The following is an 18,648-nucleotide window of genomic DNA, read 5'->3' on the forward strand; positions in this document are numbered from 1 at the left end:
ATTTGAAAGACGCTATTTTATGGCAACAGGTACAGTCAAGTGGTTCAACGATTCTAAGGGCTTCGGCTTTATCACTCCGGATGACGGCGGTGAAGATTTGTTTGCACACTTTTCCGCAATCCAGATGAACGGCTTCAAGACCCTCAAAGAAGGTCAAAAAGTCCAGTTCGAAGTCACGCAAGGCCCTAAAGGCAAGCAAGCTTCTAACATCCAGGCTCCGTAATATCGTTTTGCGATATTGGCAGTTTTTGTGAAAAACCTCACTGCGGTGAGGTTTTTTTATGGTCGTGCGGTAGCGCTAACTTCCCTCAAGACGTAAAAAGCCAGCGTGGATAACCGATGCCAGCTATTTAGGTCTAGCTTGCAATTCCGATATCACAACGGGCCGCTTCCCGTCACCTGGTTTATGGAATCGCTTCATGAACGGGTGCGGTTCGGCGCTGAACAGCGGGCCTGGCCCGATGGTCTGCGTGGTGTTATCAGGATGGACTGAGCACCTTTCGCATACAATTGTTGCCATGTTAGTATCTGTTTTAATTCCTGATTCTTGAGGCTAAAAACAATGGAACGTCCCCACTCGTCCTTCATCTTCTTACTATCGATCATTTTATTATCCGGTTGCGGTGGGGACGGCACTTCTCCCCCACCGCCGCAGTCCTACCGCGTCAGCGGTACCGTGAGCGGCTTGCATGGCGTCATGCTCACATTGTTCAATAACGGCGTCGATGCCATAACGATCAAGAGCGACGGCTCATTTGCGTTTCCGATGCCGGTTCAGGGTGGCGCCAGCTATACAGTTTCCGCAACTGCCAATTCTGCTTGGACCACATGCACAGTTACGAATGGAAGCGGCAGCCCAGCTGCTGACGTGACAACCGTAGCGGTAACGTGCGGAGCCGCGCAGAAAAATGGCAATATCGTTAGAGCAAATCTCGGCGGTCCGTGGGGCGTCGCAGTGGATTACGCCGACTCTATCTACTTCACTTCGAAGTCGACCACATGTATTGGCTTCGTTGCAAAAATGAGACCCGACGGTGCATCGTACAGCACACTGGGAGGTCAATGGCAGTGTCGTCCAGCTGGAGTTGCCGTCGACGCAGCAGGCAACGTTTACGTCGCGGATCTTCCGAGCAACGCCATAAAAATAGTCACTCCTGGCAATGCGATCACGCCGGTCGGCAGTGGCTTCAATGGGCCTTACGGAGTGACGGTCGACAATGCAGGCAATGTGTATGTTGCCGACACCGGAAATAACGCGATCAAGAGGATCGCCGTGGGTGGTACGATCACGACGCTTGGCAGCGGGTTCAATGCGCCACGGGACGTCAAGGTCGACTCCATCGGCAACGTGTACGTGGCCGACACGGGCAATAACGCAATCAAAGAGATCGCTGCGGACGGCACAATCAAAACGCTGGGGAGTGGATTTAGCGGTCCCGAGGGTCTGGCGATCGACGCTGCCGGCGTGGTGTATGTCGCCGATACAGGCAACAATGTCGTCAAATCGATCGCCCCCGACGGAACCGTGTCGATCCTGTCTACAGGTATCCAGTTTGGACAAACCGTCATACCGTACTACGGGCTCTCTGGAATCGCACTTGACAGCAACGGCAGCCTGATCGCAAGTGACGCCAACAACCTTGGAGAGATCATCCGGTTGACCGCAGGCAGCTAGGGCGACTTACATCACATCGGACCTTAAAAAAACAAAAGCCCCGACAACACATAGCGTGCATCGGGGCTAGCCGGCTTTCTCCGAAACTGCTTGGAACTATTTACATGTTTTCGATCAGAACCTCGCCGAAACCCGAGCATGAAACCTGGGTCGCGCCTTCCATCAAGCGGGCAAAGTCGTAAGTGACCTTTTTCGAGGTGATCGATTTCTGCATGGAGGCGATGATCAGGTCGGCCGCTTCCACCCAGCCCATGTGGCGCAGCATCATTTCCGCCGACAGGATCAGCGAACCCGGGTTGACATAGTCCTTACCGGCGTATTTCGGCGCAGTGCCATGCGTGGCTTCGAACATCGCCACCGAATCCGACAGGTTGGCGCCCGGCGCGATGCCGATGCCGCCGACTTGCGCCGCCAGCGCGTCGGAAATGTAGTCGCCGTTCAGGTTGAGCGTGGCAATCACGCTGTATTCATTCGGACGCAACAGGATCTGTTGCAGAAATGCATCAGCGATCGAATCCTTGACGATGATGTCGCGGCCGGTCTTCGGATTCTTGAATTTGGCCCACGGACCGCCGTCGATCAGCTCGGCGCCGAATTCCTTTTGCGCCAGGGCATATGCCCAGTCGCGGAAGCCACCTTCGGTAAATTTCATGATATTGCCCTTGTGGACAATGGTCACGGATGGCTTGTCGTTGTCGATCGCATACTGGATCGCCTTGCGCACCAGGCGCTCGGTGCCTTCGCGCGAGACCGGCTTGATGCCGATGCCGGAAGTATTCGGGAAGCGGATTTTCTTGACGCCCATTTCCTTGATCAGAAATTCGATCAGTTTCTTGGCGCCGTCGCTGCCTTCCTGCCATTCGATGCCAGCGTAGATGTCTTCCGAGTTTTCACGGAAAATCACCATATCGGTCTTTTCCGGCTCGCGCACCGGCGAAGGCACGCCCTTGAAGTAGCGCACCGGACGCAGGCAAACGTAGAGGTCCAGCTCCTGGCGCAAAGCCACGTTGAGCGAACGGATGCCGCCGCCGACCGGGGTCGTCAGCGGGCCTTTGATCGACACCACGTAGTCGCGGACCGCGGCCAGGGTTTCTTCCGGCAGCCAGACGTCGGGACCGTATACCTTGGTCGATTTTTCACCGGCGAACACTTCCATCCAGCTGATCTTGCGCTTGCCGCCGTATGCCTTGGCGACAGCAGCATCCACCACCTTGATCATGACCGGGCTGATATCCACGCCGGTGCCGTCGCCTTCGATGAAAGGAATGATCGGATTGTAGGGGACGTTGATCGAATAGTCAGCGTTAACAGTGATTTTCTTGCCTTCAGCAGGCACTTTGATATGTTGAGACATCTGTATCTCCGGGGTTGGTACGTGAAATGCTACTAGAGGAGTTCTGTATCGCAGTAAGTCTTATATAAGACATAAGACAGGCGTGTCCTATTATGCACTAGTATTTTACTAGTCGCTATGTTTTTGCGACACTAGCGGCATGCCTCTCATCCTATTCAATAAGCCGTTCCAAGTCATGTGCCAGTTCTCGGCGCATCCCAGCCGCCCGACCCTCGCCGACTATATCGATATTCCCGATATTTATCCCGCCGGGCGCCTCGATGCGGACAGCGAGGGTCTGCTTTTGCTGACCGACGACGGCCAGCTGCAACATAATATTAGCCATCCGGCGCTGAAACAGCCAAAGACTTATCTGGCGCAGGTCGAAGGCATCGCCGATGCGGCGCAGCTGGCGCGCTTGCGCGACGGCGTCGACCTCGGCGATTTTGTCACCCTGCCGTGCCAGGCGCGCCTGGTGGAAGCACCGGACTGGCTGTGGCCGCGCGATCCGCCGATCCGCGAGCGCCATGACAAACCGACCAGCTGGCTGGCGCTGACCCTGACCGAAGGAAAAAACCGCCAGGTGCGCCGCATGACGGCGGCGGTCGGCTTGCCGACCTTGCGGCTGGTGCGGGTGGCGATCGGCCAAGTATCGCTGCAAAGTCACCCGCTGTGGCCTGGCGAGGCGATGGAAATCAATCCGGGCGAACTGAGCAGCTTGAAAAAGTAGACAAGAGGGTCGAATGCAGATCGGCCATTGATACAACTTGATACATATATCTGCGCAATTTGAAAAAGACTGTCAACCATCCGCTTTCGGGGCTCGTTATTCGCAGTGATTCAAGTGAATCATGATTGATTAACTCGCTAAAGAATGGATATGACAATGAACAAACTGATCGCTGCTCTGGTTGCTGGCCTGTTCGCTACTTCCGTATTCGCTGCTGACGCAGCCCCAGCTGCTCCTGCAGCACCTGCTGCTGCCGCTGCTGAAGCATCGGCTCCAGCTGCCAAGAAGACTACTCACAAAGTCAAGAAGGCCAAGAAAGCAACTAAAGCCAAAGCTGAAAAAGCTGAAGCGCCAGCTGCTGACGCTCCTGCAGCGCCTGCCAAGTAATTTCGGCATCAGCTTCACTAGCTTGAAGAGAAAGGCAGGCCAGTCCTGCCTTTTTTACGTCCTGAAACAATTAATATCCAACCGCGGCACCCCTCCGCCGATTTAGCTCTCTGTATAATCCTCCTACCCTAAAGGAGCTTTACCGACATGAGAAAAATCCGCGCCGCCTACCTGGCAGCAGTCACTGCAAGTCTTGCCTTCATCGCCACCCTCCCAGCCGCAGCGCAGGAAAGCCAGCCGCAACTCCCCACCACTCCTCTGAATATAGGGATCCACGTCATCAAGGCAGAAGTTGCGCGCAGCGAAGATCAGCGCGAACTGGGCCTGATGTTCCGCAAACGCATGGGCGCCAACGAGGGCATGGTATTCGTGTTCGACACGCCGGCAGGCATCTGCATGTGGATGAAGAACACGCTGATCCCGCTGTCGGTTGCCTTCATCGATAAAAAAGGCGCGATCCTGAATGTCGAGGAAATGAAAGCGCAGACGCTGGATTCGCATTGCGCCCAGGGCGCGGCATCGTATGCGCTGGAAATGAACAAGGGCTGGTTCAAGGAAAAGAACATCAAGCCGGGCACCGTGATCGAAGGTTTGCCACAGTAAGCGCATGGCTCAGGTGGCGGCACCGCCATCTGCCTGAGCTAGCAGAGACAGGGAATCAAACAGAAAAACCCTGCATAAGTCATCTTATGCAGGGTTTCTCTTGTTCCAACAACAAACCAGTAAAAATCCGCCGGCCAGGCCGACGGCTAAATACTATTAAGCAGCCAGCGCTTTCAGAGCAGCGTTCAGACGGCTCTTATGGCGTGCAGCCTTGTTCTTGTGGATGATTTTCTTGTCCGCGATACGATCGATGATCGATACGGATTTTTGCAGAACCAGTGTTGCTGCAGCTTTGTCGCCGCCGGCATCGATTGCCTTGCGGGCAGCTTTGATCGCTGTGCGCAGGGTCGAACGCTGGCTGGAGTTGTGCAGGTTTTGCTGAACTGCTTGACGAGCACGCTTACGTGCTTGTGCGGTATTTGCCATTTATATTTCCTAAAACGAGGTCGGGAATGCTTACGCGGCAAACCTGACCGCGGCGCAGAATTCTGTAAAGCCACGGATTATAACCAGTTTTTGCGAAACAGGCAAATACCTCTTGCATCGGGAGCAATTCTGTCGCAAGAAAGCACACATGGCTGGATGAACGTCCCGCACCAGCCCAGCAGCGGGAACATTTCAGGCCAAAGTCTATCACAGTTGCTATCTCACAACGGCAGCCTCCACCCCACAGATGATGATCAAAACAACAATAAATCCAATTCCCGAGAAAGCTGCGGCAGGCGATCCGCTCCAGCTATAATGCCGCTCCATGAACTTGCATAAAACGCTTGCCACCGTCTCTGGCATGACCATGGTGTCGCGTGTGACAGGCCTGATTCGCGAAATTCTCTATGCGCGCGCCTTTGGCGCCGACGGCTATACCGATGCTTTCGCGATCGCTTTCCGCATTCCCAACCTGTTGCGCCGGCTCTTTGCCGAAGGGGCGTTTTCACAAGCCTTCGTCCCTATCCTGGGCGAATACAAGAACCAGAAAGGCGAAGTCGCCACCAAGCAGCTGGTCGACCATGTCGCCACGGTGCTGACCTGGGCCATGCTGCTGACCTGCATCATCGGCATTCTCGCCACGCCGGCGCTGGTGTATTTCATCGCCCCCGGCCTTGGCGACAACAAGGATGTTCTGGGCGCCTCGATCTTCATGACGCGTGTCATGTTTCCTTACATCGGCTTCATGTCCTTCGTGGCGCTGGCAGGCGGCATCCTGAACACTTGGCATGAGTTCAAGATCCCGGCCTTCACCTCGGTCCTGCTGAACCTGGCTTTCATCGTCGCCTCGCTGTTCGTCGCACCCTACATGCAGCATCCGATCTACGCCATGGCGTTTGCCGTGCTGGTCGGCGGCATCTTGCAGGTGGCGATACAGATACCGGCGCTGATCAAGGTCGGCATGCTGCCGCGGCTGGCGATGAATCCGATGACCGGCTTGCGCGACCTCGGCGTGCAGCGGGTCCTGAAAAAAATGGGCCCGGCGGTGTTTGCCGTCTCGGCGGCACAGATCAGCCTGCTGATCAATACCAACATCGCCTCTCGCCTGGGACACGGCAGCGTCTCGCTGCTGACCTATGGCGACCGCCTGATGGAATTCCCGACCGCCTTGCTGGGCGTCGCGCTGGGCACCATCTTGCTGCCCAGCCTGTCGAAAGCCAATGCCGACAAAGACCTGGTCGAATATTCCTCGCTGCTGGACTGGGGCCTGCGCCTGACCTTCCTGCTGGCGCTGCCGTCGGCGGTCGGGCTGGCGACCTTGTCGGTGCCGCTCACCTCTACCCTGTTCCAGCACGGCAAATTCGACGCCGCTTCGGTGGCCGTCACCAGCCAGGTGCTGATCGCCTACGGCGTCGGCCTGATCGGCCTGATCGTGGTAAAGATCCTGGCGCCTGGCTTCTACGCCAAGCAGGATATCCGGACGCCGGTCAAGATCGCCGTCGGCGTCCTGATCGCCACTCAGCTGATGAACTATCTATTCGTGCCGATCTTCGCGGTCGCCGGGCTGGCGCTGTCGATCAGCATCGGCGCCTGCCTCAACGCCGGTTTCCTGCTGTGGAGCCTGATGCGGCGCGGCATCTACAAACCCGATGCCGGCTGGATCCGCTATTTCCTGCGCTTACTGGGGGCCTTGTTCCTGATGGCCGGCGTCGCTCTCTGGAGCTCGCAGCAGTTTGACTGGACCGGGCCGCATACCAGTTCGCTGATGCGGATAGGCGCCCTGCTGGCCGTCATGACGGCTTGCGGCGCAACTTACTTCGGAGCACTACTGGCCATGGGATTCCGTTTCCAGGATTTCAAACGGATTGCACGCTAGGACGTTAGCGTCAGAGAAAATAGTTTGCTAGGATAGGGGCTATGACGATCACATCCTTGGAATACTTTACCTCGCTGGTGCAGCAAGCCAGCGACGTCCCCTTGTTCGAGGCTGCGCTGGCGATTGCGCAGGATGTCTATCCGCAGCTCGATTTCGACGCCCCGCAAAACGAACTGGACCGGCTCGCTAATACCCTGCGCCAACGCGTGGCGGCAGACGCCACGGCGATCCAGAAACTGCGCTCGCTGAATCACTTCTTCTACCAGGAACTGGGATTCGCGATCAACGTCAATCACTATTACGATACCGACAACAGCTATTTGCACCGGGTCATCGCCAAACGGCGCGGCATTCCGATCTCGCTGGCGCTGGTCTACATGGAACTGGCGCAGCAAGTCGGCCTGCCGGTGCAGGGAGTGTCATTTCCCGGCCATTTCCTGATGAAGCTGACGGTGCCCTCGGGCGACATCATGATCGATCCCGCCAACGGCACCAGCCTGTCGCGCGAAGAACTGGAAGAACGGCTGGAACCTTATCTGCCGACCAGCAACGATGCCGAAAGAGCGGCCAGCCGGCTATCGCTGATCAGCTATCTGCAAGTGGCCCACCCGCATGAAATCCTGGTGCGCGTGCTACGCAACCTGAAAGCGATTTACCAGCAAGGCAACCACTGGAAACGGTTGCTGGAGGTACAGCAGCGGCTCCTGATCCTGCTGCCGGCCGACGCCGTCGAGCGGCGCGACCGCGGGCAAGCCTATGCGCAGCTGGACTGTCCGCAAGCCGCTCTGGAAGACCTGGAATATTATCTGGCGCAGCGGCCGCATGCAGCTGATGCAACGCTCTTGCGCCAGCAGGTGATTGACTTGCGCGAAGCCAGCCGGCGCCTGAATTAGTTTGCGCTGGCCGCAGGCCACTCGCTGCGCAGCAGCGACAGCTGCAGCATGTCGTGATACTGGCCGCGCCAGTATCCTGCCTGACGCGCACATCCTTCATCGACAAACCCGAGCTGGCGCAACAGCTTGAGCGACGCCAGGTTGTCGGGGTGGACCATGGCCTCGATGCGATTCAGCGCCATCTGTTCAAAGCCCCAGCTCATCACGGCAGACAAGGTTTCCCGCATATAGCCCTGCCTCTGCGCGTGCGCCGCCAGCTCATAGCCGATCATGCATTTGCGCCAGGCCCGGTTCCACTTGAACAAGCCGCAAGTGCCAAGCAGACCAGGCTGCCGGCGGGCTTCGATCGCCCAGCGGGTGCCCGGATTTTCATCCCGGCGCCAGCTGGCGAATGTCCTGATCAAGCCTTGCGCCGCTGCCAGGTCCGGTAGCGGATCGGTGCCGAACCAGCGCATCAGCTCAGGGTTGCCATGAATCGCGAAGATAGCTTCGGCGTCTTGTTCGACCGTCTCCCGCAACAGCAGGCGCTCGGTTTCAATCACCGGAAACATGTATTCCCCACTCATCGTCGGCATACCTTTTTGATTGCTGTATCAGCCCTTGCTGCGCGCCTCGATCACTTCCCACTTTTCCAGGCTCTCCAGCAGCAGGCCGTCGATTTCCGCGAAGCGCTCGTTGAGGCGTTTCACTTCTTCCGGCTTCTGCTTGTACAGATCGGGATCTTCCAGCTGGCTGGTGATGCTCTTCTGCTCTGCTTCCAGCTTGGCGATCAGCACGGGCAGCTCTTCCAGCTCGCGCTGTTCCTTGTAGCTCAGCTTTTTCTGCTTGGCCACCGGCGCGACAGGCTCGGCCGCCTTCACTTCGGCTTTCGCTTCGCTCTTGGCCTTGGCGATCACCGCCGACTGGCTGGGACGCACGCGCTCCCAGTCCGTGTAGCCGCCGACATATTCGCGCCACATGCCGTCGCCCTCGGCGGCGATCACCTGCGTCACCACGTTGTCGAGGAAGGTACGGTCATGGCTGACCAGGAATACCGTGCCGTTATAGTCTTCCAGCAGTTCTTCCAGCAGTTCCAGAGTATCGATATCCAGATCGTTGGTCGGCTCATCCAGCACCAGCACGTTGGCCGGCTTGGCGAACAGGCGCGCCAGCAGCAAACGGTTGCGTTCGCCGCCGGAGAGCGACTTGACCGGCGAACGGGCGCGTTCCGGCGCGAACAGGAAGTCGTTCAGATAGGTCATCACATGCTTGCGCTGGCCGTTGATCTCGACCCAGTCGCTGCCCGGCGCGATGGTGTCCGCCAGGCTGGCGTCTTCGTTGAGCTGCGCGCGCATCTGGTCGAAGTATGCGATCTGCAGTTTGGTGCCCTGCTTGATGGTGCCGCTGTCTGGCTGGTCTTCACCCAGGATCAGCTTCAGCAAAGTGGTCTTGCCGGCGCCGTTCTGGCCGATCAGGCCGACCTTGTCGCCGCGCAGAATGGTGGCGGTAAAGTCGCGTACGATCGCTCTTTCGCCGTAGGACTTGTTGACATCGGTCAGCTCGGCGACGATCTTGCCGGAGCGTTCGCCGGACGAGACATCCAGCTTGACCTGGCCCTGCTGGTCGCGCCGCACGCTGCGCGCAATCCGCAACGCTTCCAGCCGGCGCACCCGGCCTTCGTCACGGGTACGGCGCGCCTGCACGCCCTTGCGGATCCAGATTTCTTCCTGCGCCAGGAATTTGTCGAACTTGGCGTTCTCGACTTCTTCGTTTTCCAGCTGCTCGGCCTTGCGCACCTGGTAAGCAGTGAAATTGCCCGGGAAGGACAAGATGCGGCCGCGATCCAGTTCGATGATGCGGGTGGCGACGTTATCCAGGAAGCTGCGGTCATGGGTGATGAACAGTACGCTGCCCTTGTAGTCGCGCAGCAAACCTTCCAGCCACATGATCGAGCTGAAATCCAGGTGGTTGGTCGGCTCGTCCAGCAGCAGGACATCAGGCGTGCTGACCAAAGCACAAGCCAACGCCACGCGCTTTTGCATACCGCCGGAGAGCTGGCCCATCAGCAAGTTCTTGTCGAGGTTGAGGCGATCCAGCGTGGTCTCGACCTTGTTGGTCAGGCTCCAGGCATCGGCCGCATCGAGCTTGCTCTGGATCTCGTGCATGCGCTCCATGATGGCGTCGTCGTTGTCGCCGCCGAACTGGCCGGTGAGCGCATCGTATTCGTTCAGCAAGGCCTGCATCTCGCCCATGCCGGCAGCGACGGCATCGAACACCGACATGTCGGTTTCAAAATGCGGTTCCTGGTCGACATAGGCGATCTTGATCCCCTGCTGCATCACCATCAGGCCGTCGTCCAGCCGGGAAACGCCGGCGATGGTTTTCAGCAGCGACGATTTGCCGGTGCCGTTGCGGCCGATCAGGCCGACCCGCTCCCCTGCTTCCAGAGAGAATTCCGCGCGATCCAGCAACGCGACATGACCAAATGCGAGTTGCGCATTGGAGATAGAAATGACAGCCATAATTTGGATGAGACCAGAAAAAGAAAGACCTGCCGTGTACCGGGAGCCGGCAACGCGCAGTCAATTGGATGAATGAACCGTACATTGTACCCATACTGGCGCGCCTGGTTATACATTTGTCGCTTTCTTCCCTTTAACCCGTCTGTATTTCAGCACAAAGAACGAAGGGGGAAACCCGCGCCGCAAGTCGCCATCCTGACCACCGTCTGCAGCCAACAATACGTTACCAAAATATTCGCTCAGTCATATTGCCAACAAGAAATTTAAGACATATATTATTTCTTCATGGAAATATATATCCGAGTAGAGATATAAGCCATGGCGCTGTCTGTACTACTTAAATTAAAAACAATATAGCTGCACGGATAATGGCTAGCGATGCAGTAATGCCTAGCTTGCCGCTCACATTCAAACAGGGAGAAAACCATGGATCCATTGCTAGGCCAGTTATTGACGCCCAGGTATGACGCTGCGCTGGTGTTATTGTCGTACCTGATTTCATTCTGGGGCGCACTGCTGGCTCTGCAATGCGCCAAATCCATGTTCCGCAAGGACGGCACGCTGGACCTCGGCATGACGCTCTGCGCCGCGGCCTCGCTGGGCGGTATCGGCATCTGGTCCATGCATTTCCTCGCCATGCAGGCTTACCGCCTGTCCGTCCCGATTTCCTACGACGTCTGGCTGACTGCGGCATCGCTGCTGGCTGCCATCGTGATTTCCGGGATTGCGCTGTACCTGGCGGGCGGCCACGGCAAATTCAAGACCGGCGGCTGGCTGGCCGGCAGCCTGCTGGCCGGCGTCGGTGTTTGCGTGATGCACTACATGGGCATGTACGCCATGAACCTGCGCGCTACCATGTCGCTAAATCTCACTACCGTCGCGATCTCCATGGTGATCGCCATCGTCGCGGCCGGCGCGGCGCTGTGGCTGGCGTTCAACCTGACCCAGCTGCTGCACCGGATTGTAGCGGCGCTGGTGATGGCGCTGGCGGTATGCAGCATGCACTATGTCGGCATGTACGCCGCCAACATGATCTGCACCACCGACGCTCCGCTGATTCCGCTGAAAATCGGCGGCAACTACCTCGATGTGTCGGTCTACGCCGTCGCCGGCTTGCTGTCCCTGTGTATTTTCTGGGTGGTACTGGGACGCAGCATGGATGAAAATAAACTGGCCGACTCGCTGCGATAACGCTGGCAGTCGAAAAGAAAATGGGCGCCCAGGCGCCCATTTTTTATGCGCAGATAGCGGCGCTCACGGCTTGACAGTCGGCTTGCCCGGTCCGATATAGGTTTCCAGCCAGCGGTTCGATTCCGCCAGCATCTGCATGATCGATTCGCGCGCGCGATAGGCATGCGCTTCGTTGGGCAGCATCACCAGGCGCGCGGTTCCGCCCAGGCCCTTGATGGCCGCATACATGCGCTCGCTCTGCAGCGGGAAGGTGCCGGGATTGTTGTCCTGCTCGCCATGGATCAGCAACAGGGCATCCTTGATCTGATCGGCATAGTTGAACGGCGACATGGCTTGGTAGACGTCCTTGGCCTGCCAGTAATTGCGTTCTTCAGCCTGGAAGCCGAACGGCGTCAGCGTACGGTTATAGGCACCGCTGCGCGCAATGCCCGCCTTGAACAAGCGCGTGTGCGCCAGCAGGTTAGCGGTCATGAAAGCGCCGTAGGAATGGCCGCCGACGGCGATGCGGTCGCGGTCGGCGACGCCCAGCCGCACGACTTCATCCACCGCGGCCTCGGCGCTGGCGACCAGCTGGGCGATGTAAGTGTCGTTCGGCTCCTTGCTGCCCTCGCCGACGATCGGCACCGAAAACTCGTCGAACACGGCGTAGCCCATGGCCAGGAAGGCCTGCGGCCGCCAGTAGCCGATGCGGTTGAAACGATAGGGCGAATCGGTAGTCTGGCTGGCCGCTTCGGCCGACTTGAACTCGGCCGGATAAGCCCACATCAGCATCGGCAGCGGGCCATCGCGCTTGGCATCGTAGTTAGGCGGCAGGAACAAGGTGCCGGTCAGCTCTACGCCATCCTTGCGCTTGTAGCGGACCAGCTGCTTGCTGACGCCTTGCAGCTGCGGCGTCGGGTGCGGAAAATGCGTCAGCGCGCGCGGCGCCGATTCATTGCCGGCGCCGAGCTCGCGCACGAAGAAATTGCCGGGCTCGGTAGGCGACTCGCGCGCTGTCAGCAGGCGCTGGCCGCTATCGTCCAGCAGCACTTGCGGCGCTTCGTAGTACGGCGCCTGCGAATGAAACAGACGCGTGGCCTGCCCGGTTTTCAGGCTGACCTTGTCGAGAAACGGCCGGTCGCCCTCGGGCGACGCGCCGCCGCCGATGCGGAAAATGCTGTCGCCGTCGGCGCTGACCAGCAGGCGCAATTCGCCATGCTCATCGCGCACCGTAACCGGCCGGCCTGGATCCTTGTAGCGGTCTTCCGACGAACCCTCGCGCAGCAGTTGCGGCGCACGCTCCAGGTAGTCCGGGGCAATCCGCCACTCTTTGACCTGCCGGCTCTTCCACCAGTACTCGCTCAGCAGGGCCAGGTCGCCGCTGCCCCAGTAGATGCCGGCATAACGCGAATTCAGGCGCGCCAGCGTCTGCGGCGCCTGTTCGAACGGCGCCGCCTGCATCAGCACCAGGTCGCGCACCTCAGCCTGGCGCGCCGGATCGCCGCCATCCTGCGCCTCGGCCCAGACCAGGGTAGCGGGTGCATCGTTACGCCAATCTATCCTGCGCACGCCGGTGGGCACGGCGTCGTTACCGGTAGGCAGGCCCTCTACCAGCGGCAGGCTGGCGATTTGCTTGATCAGTTTACCGCTCCGGTCCAGCACTTCGATACGGCGCGGGAAGCTAGTCACCGGCACCTGATAGGAAAACGGCCGCTCGATACGCTGACGCAGCACATAGCGGCTGTCCGGCGACGGCTCCAGCGCCAGCGTCAGCGCCGGCTCGCCCAGCTTGACGAGCTTGCCGTCCAGATCGATCAAGGCTGCCTGGGTGCGCAAATAGTGTTCCAGGGTGAGCGCATCGTCCTCATTCTTCAACAAATCCTGATAAGTAGGATTGCTCTTTACGCCCGCCCCCGCCAGTGTCATCTGCGTGTTGGGACCGCGCGGAATGCCGTCCGACACCGGGGCCGTCCCTTCCACCCGCAGCTGCACCAGCAACTGCCTGCTGTCCGGCATCCAGCGATAACCGTTCCCCGCAACCGTGTTCAACGACAGCTTGGTCAAGCGGTGCGCGCGGCGCGCGGCGACATCGACCAGCCACAATTCATTAGCGCCGGTCCTGGCGTCGACCTGGTTGAAAGCGATATAGCGCTGGTCCGGCGACCAGCTGGAACTGGCGATCGCCAGCGGCTGCGGCAAACCCTGCAGGCGGATTTCCTTGCCGCTGGCGATCTCCAGCAACTGCAGATCCGTGCCGAAGGAAAAGCGGCTCTGGGAATAGGTGCGCGGGTTGATGCGCAGCCCCGCCAGCTTCAGCTCAGGCTGGGCCACCGCATCGATGCCAGGTAAGGATGGCGTCTGCGTCAATGCCAGCAGATCGCGATGCGGACTGACCGACAACTGCGGCGGCAGCGGCGCATCCACCACCGCTTGCAAAGGCAGCGGCGGCAGCTCGTAGCCGCCCGCCGTTTTTGCCGGCGTTTGCGCCATGATCGCCGGCGGCTGCACTACCAGCAAGGAACCAATGAGAGCGAGACCTTTGGAAGACAATTTCATATCGAAGATTATGTGAATGAATGCGATTAATGAAAGTAGCAGAGCAGATGCAATGCGGCTCAGGCTCAGGCTAGCGCCGGGAAAGCGCCAAATTGACCATTATGACGGAACTTCTCCAAATAACAACGGCGCGCAACGCCATTTGCAGGAAGACGCCGAACGCCCGTTCCGGTGAAAAACCTGGATCTAGGTATACTGCTCTTTCAAAAATCCACATCGGGAAATACCGTGCTTCTCAAGACTTGGCTGCTGTTCGTCACTACCGTGTTCTTCATTTCGGCCACGCCGGGACCCAACATGCTGCTCGCCATGACCCACGGCATCCATCATGGCGTGCGGCGCACGGCCGTGACCTGCCTCGGGCTCATGTGCGGGCTGGGGCTGATCATGATTTGCTCGGTCGCGGGTCTGGGAGTCTTGCTGGCGACCTCGGAGAAATTGTTTTCGATAGTGAAGTATGCGGGCGCGGCCTACCTGGTCTACCTGGGCATCAAAACCTGGCGCAGCATGCCGCAGCAACTGCAAGAGCGCCCTGAGGACGACGGCAAGCACAATCCCTGGGCCTTGTTCCGCACCGGCTTCTGGGTCGCCTTGAGCAATCCGAAAGCGTTCATCTTCTTCGCCGCCCTGTTCCCGCAATTCATCGATGCACAGCTTGCCCAAGGGCCGCAGCTGGCGATTTTGTCGGGAACATTTTTTGTGATCGAAGCGTGCTGGCAGTTCGCCTATGCCAGCGGCGGCGCCCGCCTGTCAGGCTGGCTCAACAGCGCGCGGCGCCTGAAGCTGGTCAATCAGGTCGCCGGCGGTGCCTTCGTCGGCGCAGGCCTGTTGTTGTCGGCCATTTCACGTTCTTGAGCGGGGACGGGTTTAAGGCGTAAGCGATTCCGCCAAGGCAGGTAGTTCCTTGAAGAAGGCATCGCGTGCGCGTACGCCGGCCGTGCCGGCTTCTTTCTTGTCATCCTGAATCAACCTGGCAAACACCAGCTTGCGCCCGCCTTTGCTGGCCCAGCCGACAAACCAGCCATACGGCCGGGCCTCATCGAGAGCGCCATCCGCCAGCCGCGGATAAGCCATGCCGGTCTTGCCCTGCACTTCCCAACCACTAGGCAGCGAAGTTTTTTCAACGATGCTGAGCGTCATCTCCATGGCGCGCGGCGTGACAGGCAGTTCGCGGTTCACCAGTTTGTGCAGGAACGCAACCTGCTCCAGCGGCGAGATCTTCAGGGAAGAGCCGATCCAGGCCCGCTCCAGCCCATTGTCCTTGCCAGGATCGCCCGAGAAATCGGCATTACCGTAGCCAAAGCTGTTCGCGTACTGCTGCAAACGTTGCTTTCCAAGCGATTGAATGATTTGCTGCGAGAACCAGACCACCGAATATTTCAGCCACCTGGTCGCATCGGTGGGCTGGCGCCAGTTGTCACCGCCCCAATCGACGTAGCCTTCGTGAAACGGCAGCATCGGCGTGTGTGCATCTTGCAGGAATCCGGCATCGAAACCCATCACGCTCAAGGCAACCTTGAATGTCGAGGCGGGTGTGTAGCGTTCGCTGCAATTGCCTTGCTGCAGCAGGACCTTGCCAGTCTTGGCATCGGCAACCGCGGTACAGATTGTTTTAGCGTGAACCGGCGCCGCAAGAAAACCGGCGGCCAAGGTGAGCGCCGCAGCGCATTGTAAGTATTTCATAAATTCCTTTGCATGCAGTTCAATGGGAAAGATGCTTGGAGCCGCTGCCAGACGATCAGTTCTTCACTGCTGCCTGGCTATCCAGCTGTCTTAATATTTGATATGCCGCCGTCACCCGCTGATCGATGGGATAGGATTTGTTCGCCAGGATCACAATCCCAATCTTTTTCGCTGGAACAAAAACCGCGTAGCTCGAAAAGCCATTGGTTGATCCGGTCTTGTTGAGCAGCACGTCTGTCTGCGGCGCCAGCGGAGGATTCAATTTGCTCACCGCCGCCTCCTGATAGATCACGCTAGGGTCGTTGCCTGCCAGCAGCCGCTTCAGTTCTACTGGATAAGGGTATTGCTCCCAAATCAGGTCCTGCGTGAACTCCTTCGCCTTGAAATATCCCGTGTGCGTATCGATGATTGCCCGTTGCAGCTTATGGTTGAGCCTGCTGGCGTCCATGTTCGCTTCGATAAACCGGATCAGGTCTGCCGATCCCGATTTCACGCCATAGGCTTCGGCCGCCAGAACTCCTGGATTCACCCTGACCGGCACATCCTTTGTGGTATAGCCTTGCGCGTAGTCTTTCATCTCACCGGGCGGTACGTTGATGTAGCTATGCGTCATCCCGAGTTCCGGAAACAGCTTCTTTTCCATCGCGCCTTCAAACGTCATGTGCATACTACCGGCGGCGATCATGCCGAGCATCCCAATGCTCAGGTTGGAATACCTGCGGTAAGTGCCCGCCGCATGCACCGGCTGCCAGTGCTTGAAATAATCCATCAGCTGATCGGTATTTTCGATATTGTCAGGCGCTTGCAGTGGCAGCCCGCCGGCAGTATGGGTGCCAAGATTTATCAGGCTGATGCCGTCAAAGCTGCTGCCGCGCAGGGACGGCAAATATTTGCTGGCACTATCCGCGAGCGAAAGATCGCCATTGGCCTGGGCATACGAAGCCAGCGTCGCCGTGAATGTCTTGCTGAACGAACCGATCTCAAACAGCGTCTTGTTGCTAACGGGCTGCTTGGTATCCTTCGACGCCACACCGTAATTGTAGAAATGACTTTCACCGTTGACCGTAACGGCGACCGCCATGCCCGGGATATCGTACTTTTGCATCAGCGGCTGGATAGTACTGTCTACCGCATCGTTGAGTCCAGCCTGGCCGGTGCCCCCCGCAGCATGGCTGCTGGCGGCAAAAATGCAAAGAGAGAAGGACAGCAGCTTTAACATGTTCATATTTTTCCGGTGCATGATTCAATGAATTTTTAGAGTGAGGCGATGGTTCAAAACGGATGCATGTCGCGCATGATCAGCGCGGCACAAGGATATTGAAGGCCTTGCCAGGCACGTGTACCCAGCTGGCGATGACTTTCGCTCCCGCCGGCCCGGCCTTGGTGACATGGACCACATTCGCAGCCAGCTGGTAGCTGCCGCCCGCATGCAGGACTTTGACCGGCTCGCCATCCACCTGTACGATCAGTTCCCCCTCGAGCACATAGGCCAGTTCGGGACCGGTCGCCATGTGGCGCGGCTTTTCGGCATTGGGCGGAAATTCGGCGATCCCCATGCCAAGCTCGCGGTCGGTGCCCTCCAGCCGGATCCTTTGCAAGACTTGCGTCTCCTTTGCTGCAACTGGCGACGCAGAAACCATGACGGGATGCGCCACCGCGACGGCGGCCAGGATGAATGGGACAGCAAGGGATATTTTCATGAAGACTCCTCAGGATTGCGTAAGCATTAGTATTTCCGGGGTGATGCGCCTTGGCTGCGTGCACAGCTGCATTTGCAGTCTCACACCAGTTGGCAACAGCAAAACTCACCAGCGCCACGCAATCAAACCCAGACGGTTTCAAAGACCGCAATATCCTCCCTTGGCGCCGAGTTCACAAGCGGGAATAATTTCGGCGAGCACCAAGAAAAACTTATAGCTCGATGATAATCCGTCGTTATCGAGCATTGACTTCGCGAGGCTACTTGCCCCGGGTTGCTCCGTGCTCAGCAGTGGACTTTTACCCGCAGCATCCACGCTGTTGCTGGATCGGTGGACACTTCACTGAGCCGTACGAACAGAACACGCAGCAGTCTCCCGGATTTGGGCGCAGCAACGCCTTGCATTTACTGCACTCGTAGTAGAACTGTGCAGGCATCCGTGGGCATGATTTCTTGCTTGGAAAAACGGCAGAACGGACAAGTCAGAACGGACTCAAGAACGATAGTGGTCATTGCGGCATCACTCCTGCATAGTTGATGGAGCTTGGCGGTGCATTATTGCTGGTAGCATAAGATAGTTACCCAAAAGAATCTTATGCAGTCTTTCGTTCACCTGGAAATTCGATGCGCCTGAAAATAATTACGATTTCTATCGTTGTGAGCTTGTTCACCGTTGTTTGTGGCGCCTCAGCGCGTGACGTGATCAAAACAATAGCTAAGGTGAATTTATCCACATGCCCAAAGCCCGAGTATCCAAAACCCTCCTTGGCTGCAAATGAGACTGGAACTGTGGTCGTCAGTTTGCATGTATCAAAAGAAGGGCACGTACTTGAAACAAATTTTGAGTCATCTAGTGGCCATCAACTGTTAGATACAGCGACCCTCAGCGCATTTAGTCAATGTGAATTTATTCCGGCAAGTGCGAACGGTGCAGCGGTGGATTCGTGGATTAAGATGAAGTACATCTGGCGTATTGAATAATGATTGTTGGCTTGCACCGGATTCTGCCCCGCAATATGTGCGTCAGTCTGCAAATCAGCAGAAAGGAGAAGAGTCGCCGGAAAGCCTTTAAATACCTGGCTTACGGCCGATTATAGGGAGCTCAAGAAAAGGGAC

At 57.9% G+C, this 18,648-nt stretch carries 18 protein-coding genes and 1 pseudogene; 10 read left to right on the forward strand and 9 right to left on the reverse strand.

Annotation, left to right across the window (positions count from 1 at the left end; genetic code table 11):
* The first annotated feature begins 19 nt into the window (after positions 1 to 19).
* The gene (gene cspE / locus VNZ65_RS15410; RefSeq protein WP_009665919.1) at positions 20 to 223 is read left to right on the forward strand and encodes a transcription antiterminator/RNA stability regulator CspE; all 204 of its coding nucleotides are present in this window, start codon (positions 20 to 22) and stop codon (positions 221 to 223) included.
* A gap of 339 nt (positions 224 to 562) precedes the next feature.
* Complete coding sequence (locus tag VNZ65_RS15415; RefSeq protein ID WP_325670483.1) at positions 563 to 1,675, forward strand: hypothetical protein; 1,113 nt, start codon at positions 563 to 565, stop codon at positions 1,673 to 1,675.
* Positions 1,676 to 1,775: 100 nt separating this feature from the next.
* Here VNZ65_RS15415 and icd read toward each other — a convergent pair whose 3' ends face one another.
* Positions 1,776 to 3,029, reverse strand: a complete 1,254-nt coding sequence (gene icd, locus VNZ65_RS15420) for an NADP-dependent isocitrate dehydrogenase (protein WP_325670485.1) — start codon at positions 3,027 to 3,029, stop codon at positions 1,776 to 1,778.
* Between the two features lie 139 nt (positions 3,030 to 3,168).
* Between icd and VNZ65_RS15425 the strand changes: the two genes are divergently transcribed.
* The 3 genes from VNZ65_RS15425 (at position 3,169) to VNZ65_RS15435 (ending at position 4,728) form a co-directional block, all read left to right on the forward strand.
* The gene (locus VNZ65_RS15425; RefSeq protein ID WP_325670487.1) at positions 3,169 to 3,738 is read left to right on the forward strand and encodes a pseudouridine synthase; all 570 of its coding nucleotides are present in this window, start codon (positions 3,169 to 3,171) and stop codon (positions 3,736 to 3,738) included.
* Between the two features lie 156 nt (positions 3,739 to 3,894).
* The gene (locus VNZ65_RS15430) at positions 3,895 to 4,125 is read left to right on the forward strand and encodes a hypothetical protein (protein WP_061945875.1); all 231 of its coding nucleotides are present in this window, start codon (positions 3,895 to 3,897) and stop codon (positions 4,123 to 4,125) included.
* A 147-nt stretch (positions 4,126 to 4,272) separates the two neighbouring features.
* Complete coding sequence (locus VNZ65_RS15435; RefSeq protein WP_325670490.1) at positions 4,273 to 4,728, forward strand: DUF192 domain-containing protein; 456 nt, start codon at positions 4,273 to 4,275, stop codon at positions 4,726 to 4,728.
* 156 nt (positions 4,729 to 4,884) lie between these two features.
* Here the strand turns inward: VNZ65_RS15435 and rpsT are convergent, their stop codons facing one another.
* The gene (rpsT, locus tag VNZ65_RS15440; RefSeq protein ID WP_061938064.1) at positions 4,885 to 5,154 is read right to left on the reverse strand and encodes a 30S ribosomal protein S20; all 270 of its coding nucleotides are present in this window, start codon (positions 5,152 to 5,154) and stop codon (positions 4,885 to 4,887) included.
* Positions 5,155 to 5,479: 325 nt separating this feature from the next.
* Between rpsT and murJ the strand changes: the two genes are divergently transcribed.
* Together murJ and VNZ65_RS15450 are read left to right on the forward strand one after the other, a co-directional pair.
* On the forward strand, positions 5,480 to 7,030 hold the full coding sequence (gene murJ, locus VNZ65_RS15445; RefSeq protein ID WP_325670493.1) for a murein biosynthesis integral membrane protein MurJ: 1,551 nt from the start codon (positions 5,480 to 5,482) through the stop codon (positions 7,028 to 7,030).
* Between the two features lie 41 nt (positions 7,031 to 7,071).
* Positions 7,072 to 7,923, forward strand: a complete 852-nt coding sequence (locus VNZ65_RS15450; RefSeq protein ID WP_325670495.1) for a SirB1 family protein — start codon at positions 7,072 to 7,074, stop codon at positions 7,921 to 7,923.
* On the opposite strand, the gene VNZ65_RS15455 is transcribed toward VNZ65_RS15450, so the two are convergent.
* A complete protein-coding gene (locus VNZ65_RS15455) occupies positions 7,920 to 8,489 on the reverse strand; it encodes a GNAT family protein (protein WP_325670497.1) in 570 nt (189 codons plus the stop codon). The genes VNZ65_RS15450 and VNZ65_RS15455 overlap by 4 nt on opposite strands.
* A gap of 27 nt (positions 8,490 to 8,516) precedes the next feature.
* Positions 8,517 to 10,424, reverse strand: a complete 1,908-nt coding sequence (locus VNZ65_RS15460; RefSeq protein ID WP_325670499.1) for an ATP-binding cassette domain-containing protein — start codon at positions 10,422 to 10,424, stop codon at positions 8,517 to 8,519.
* 426 nt (positions 10,425 to 10,850) lie between these two features.
* On the opposite strand from VNZ65_RS15460, the gene VNZ65_RS15465 reads away from it, so the two are divergent.
* On the forward strand, positions 10,851 to 11,615 hold the full coding sequence (locus tag VNZ65_RS15465) for an MHYT domain-containing protein (protein WP_325670501.1): 765 nt from the start codon (positions 10,851 to 10,853) through the stop codon (positions 11,613 to 11,615).
* A 63-nt stretch (positions 11,616 to 11,678) separates the two neighbouring features.
* On the opposite strand, the gene VNZ65_RS15470 is transcribed toward VNZ65_RS15465, so the two are convergent.
* The gene (locus VNZ65_RS15470; RefSeq protein ID WP_325670503.1) at positions 11,679 to 14,150 is read right to left on the reverse strand and encodes a S9 family peptidase; all 2,472 of its coding nucleotides are present in this window, start codon (positions 14,148 to 14,150) and stop codon (positions 11,679 to 11,681) included.
* Positions 14,151 to 14,378: 228 nt separating this feature from the next.
* On the opposite strand from VNZ65_RS15470, the gene VNZ65_RS15475 reads away from it, so the two are divergent.
* Positions 14,379 to 15,005: a LysE family translocator gene (locus VNZ65_RS15475; RefSeq protein WP_325670505.1), complete on the forward strand. Its 627-nt coding sequence runs from the start codon at positions 14,379 to 14,381 to the stop codon at positions 15,003 to 15,005.
* A 12-nt stretch (positions 15,006 to 15,017) separates the two neighbouring features.
* On the opposite strand, the gene blaOXA is transcribed toward VNZ65_RS15475, so the two are convergent.
* The 4 genes and pseudogenes from blaOXA to VNZ65_RS15495 form a co-directional block, all read right to left on the reverse strand.
* Positions 15,018 to 15,833 (reverse strand): class D beta-lactamase, encoded by an 816-nt coding sequence (gene blaOXA, locus VNZ65_RS15480; RefSeq protein WP_325670507.1) that lies wholly within the window; start codon positions 15,831 to 15,833, stop codon positions 15,018 to 15,020.
* A 55-nt stretch (positions 15,834 to 15,888) separates the two neighbouring features.
* On the reverse strand, positions 15,889 to 17,073 hold the full coding sequence (ampC, locus tag VNZ65_RS15485) for a class C beta-lactamase (protein ID WP_325670509.1): 1,185 nt from the start codon (positions 17,071 to 17,073) through the stop codon (positions 15,889 to 15,891).
* Between the two features lie 58 nt (positions 17,074 to 17,131).
* The gene (locus VNZ65_RS15490; protein ID WP_325670511.1) at positions 17,132 to 17,533 is read right to left on the reverse strand and encodes a cupin domain-containing protein; all 402 of its coding nucleotides are present in this window, start codon (positions 17,531 to 17,533) and stop codon (positions 17,132 to 17,134) included.
* A gap of 298 nt (positions 17,534 to 17,831) precedes the next feature.
* Positions 17,832 to 18,045 (reverse strand): annotated as a pseudogene (locus tag VNZ65_RS15495) (GDCCVxC domain-containing (seleno)protein).
* Positions 18,046 to 18,156: 111 nt separating this feature from the next.
* On the opposite strand from VNZ65_RS15495, the gene VNZ65_RS15500 reads away from it, so the two are divergent.
* Positions 18,157 to 18,513 carry an energy transducer TonB gene (locus VNZ65_RS15500; protein WP_325670513.1) on the forward strand — a complete coding sequence of 119 codons (357 nt, stop codon included), beginning with the start codon at positions 18,157 to 18,159 and terminating at the stop codon, positions 18,511 to 18,513.
* The last annotated feature ends 135 nt before the right edge of the window (positions 18,514 to 18,648 follow it).

Origin of the sequence: Collimonas sp. (assembly GCF_035566555.1) — a bacterium.
Taxonomy (GTDB): Bacteria; Pseudomonadota; Gammaproteobacteria; order Burkholderiales; family Burkholderiaceae_D; genus Collimonas.

Bases quoted from the DNA above. Each gene is read 5' to 3' on its own strand.
- cspE (WP_009665919.1), top strand. From the start codon at position 20: ATGGCAACAGGTACAGTCAAGTGGTTCAACGATTCTAAGGGCTTCGGC.
- VNZ65_RS15415 (WP_325670483.1), top strand. From the start codon at position 563: ATGGAACGTCCCCACTCGTCCTTCATCTTCTTACTATCGATCATTTTA.
- icd (WP_325670485.1), bottom strand. From the start codon at position 3,029: ATGTCTCAACATATCAAAGTGCCTGCTGAAGGCAAGAAAATCACTGTT.
- VNZ65_RS15425 (WP_325670487.1), top strand. From the start codon at position 3,169: ATGCCTCTCATCCTATTCAATAAGCCGTTCCAAGTCATGTGCCAGTTC.
- VNZ65_RS15430 (WP_061945875.1), top strand. From the start codon at position 3,895: ATGAACAAACTGATCGCTGCTCTGGTTGCTGGCCTGTTCGCTACTTCC.
- VNZ65_RS15435 (WP_325670490.1), top strand. From the start codon at position 4,273: ATGAGAAAAATCCGCGCCGCCTACCTGGCAGCAGTCACTGCAAGTCTT.
- rpsT (WP_061938064.1), bottom strand. From the start codon at position 5,154: ATGGCAAATACCGCACAAGCACGTAAGCGTGCTCGTCAAGCAGTTCAG.
- murJ (WP_325670493.1), top strand. From the start codon at position 5,480: ATGAACTTGCATAAAACGCTTGCCACCGTCTCTGGCATGACCATGGTG.
- VNZ65_RS15450 (WP_325670495.1), top strand. From the start codon at position 7,072: ATGACGATCACATCCTTGGAATACTTTACCTCGCTGGTGCAGCAAGCC.
- VNZ65_RS15455 (WP_325670497.1), bottom strand. From the start codon at position 8,489: ATGAGTGGGGAATACATGTTTCCGGTGATTGAAACCGAGCGCCTGCTG.
- VNZ65_RS15460 (WP_325670499.1), bottom strand. From the start codon at position 10,424: ATGGCTGTCATTTCTATCTCCAATGCGCAACTCGCATTTGGTCATGTC.
- VNZ65_RS15465 (WP_325670501.1), top strand. From the start codon at position 10,851: ATGGATCCATTGCTAGGCCAGTTATTGACGCCCAGGTATGACGCTGCG.
- VNZ65_RS15470 (WP_325670503.1), bottom strand. From the start codon at position 14,150: ATGAAATTGTCTTCCAAAGGTCTCGCTCTCATTGGTTCCTTGCTGGTA.
- blaOXA (WP_325670507.1), bottom strand. From the start codon at position 15,833: ATGAAATACTTACAATGCGCTGCGGCGCTCACCTTGGCCGCCGGTTTT.
- ampC (WP_325670509.1), bottom strand. From the start codon at position 17,073: ATGCACCGGAAAAATATGAACATGTTAAAGCTGCTGTCCTTCTCTCTT.
- VNZ65_RS15490 (WP_325670511.1), bottom strand. From the start codon at position 17,533: ATGAAAATATCCCTTGCTGTCCCATTCATCCTGGCCGCCGTCGCGGTG.
- VNZ65_RS15500 (WP_325670513.1), top strand. From the start codon at position 18,157: ATGCGCCTGAAAATAATTACGATTTCTATCGTTGTGAGCTTGTTCACC.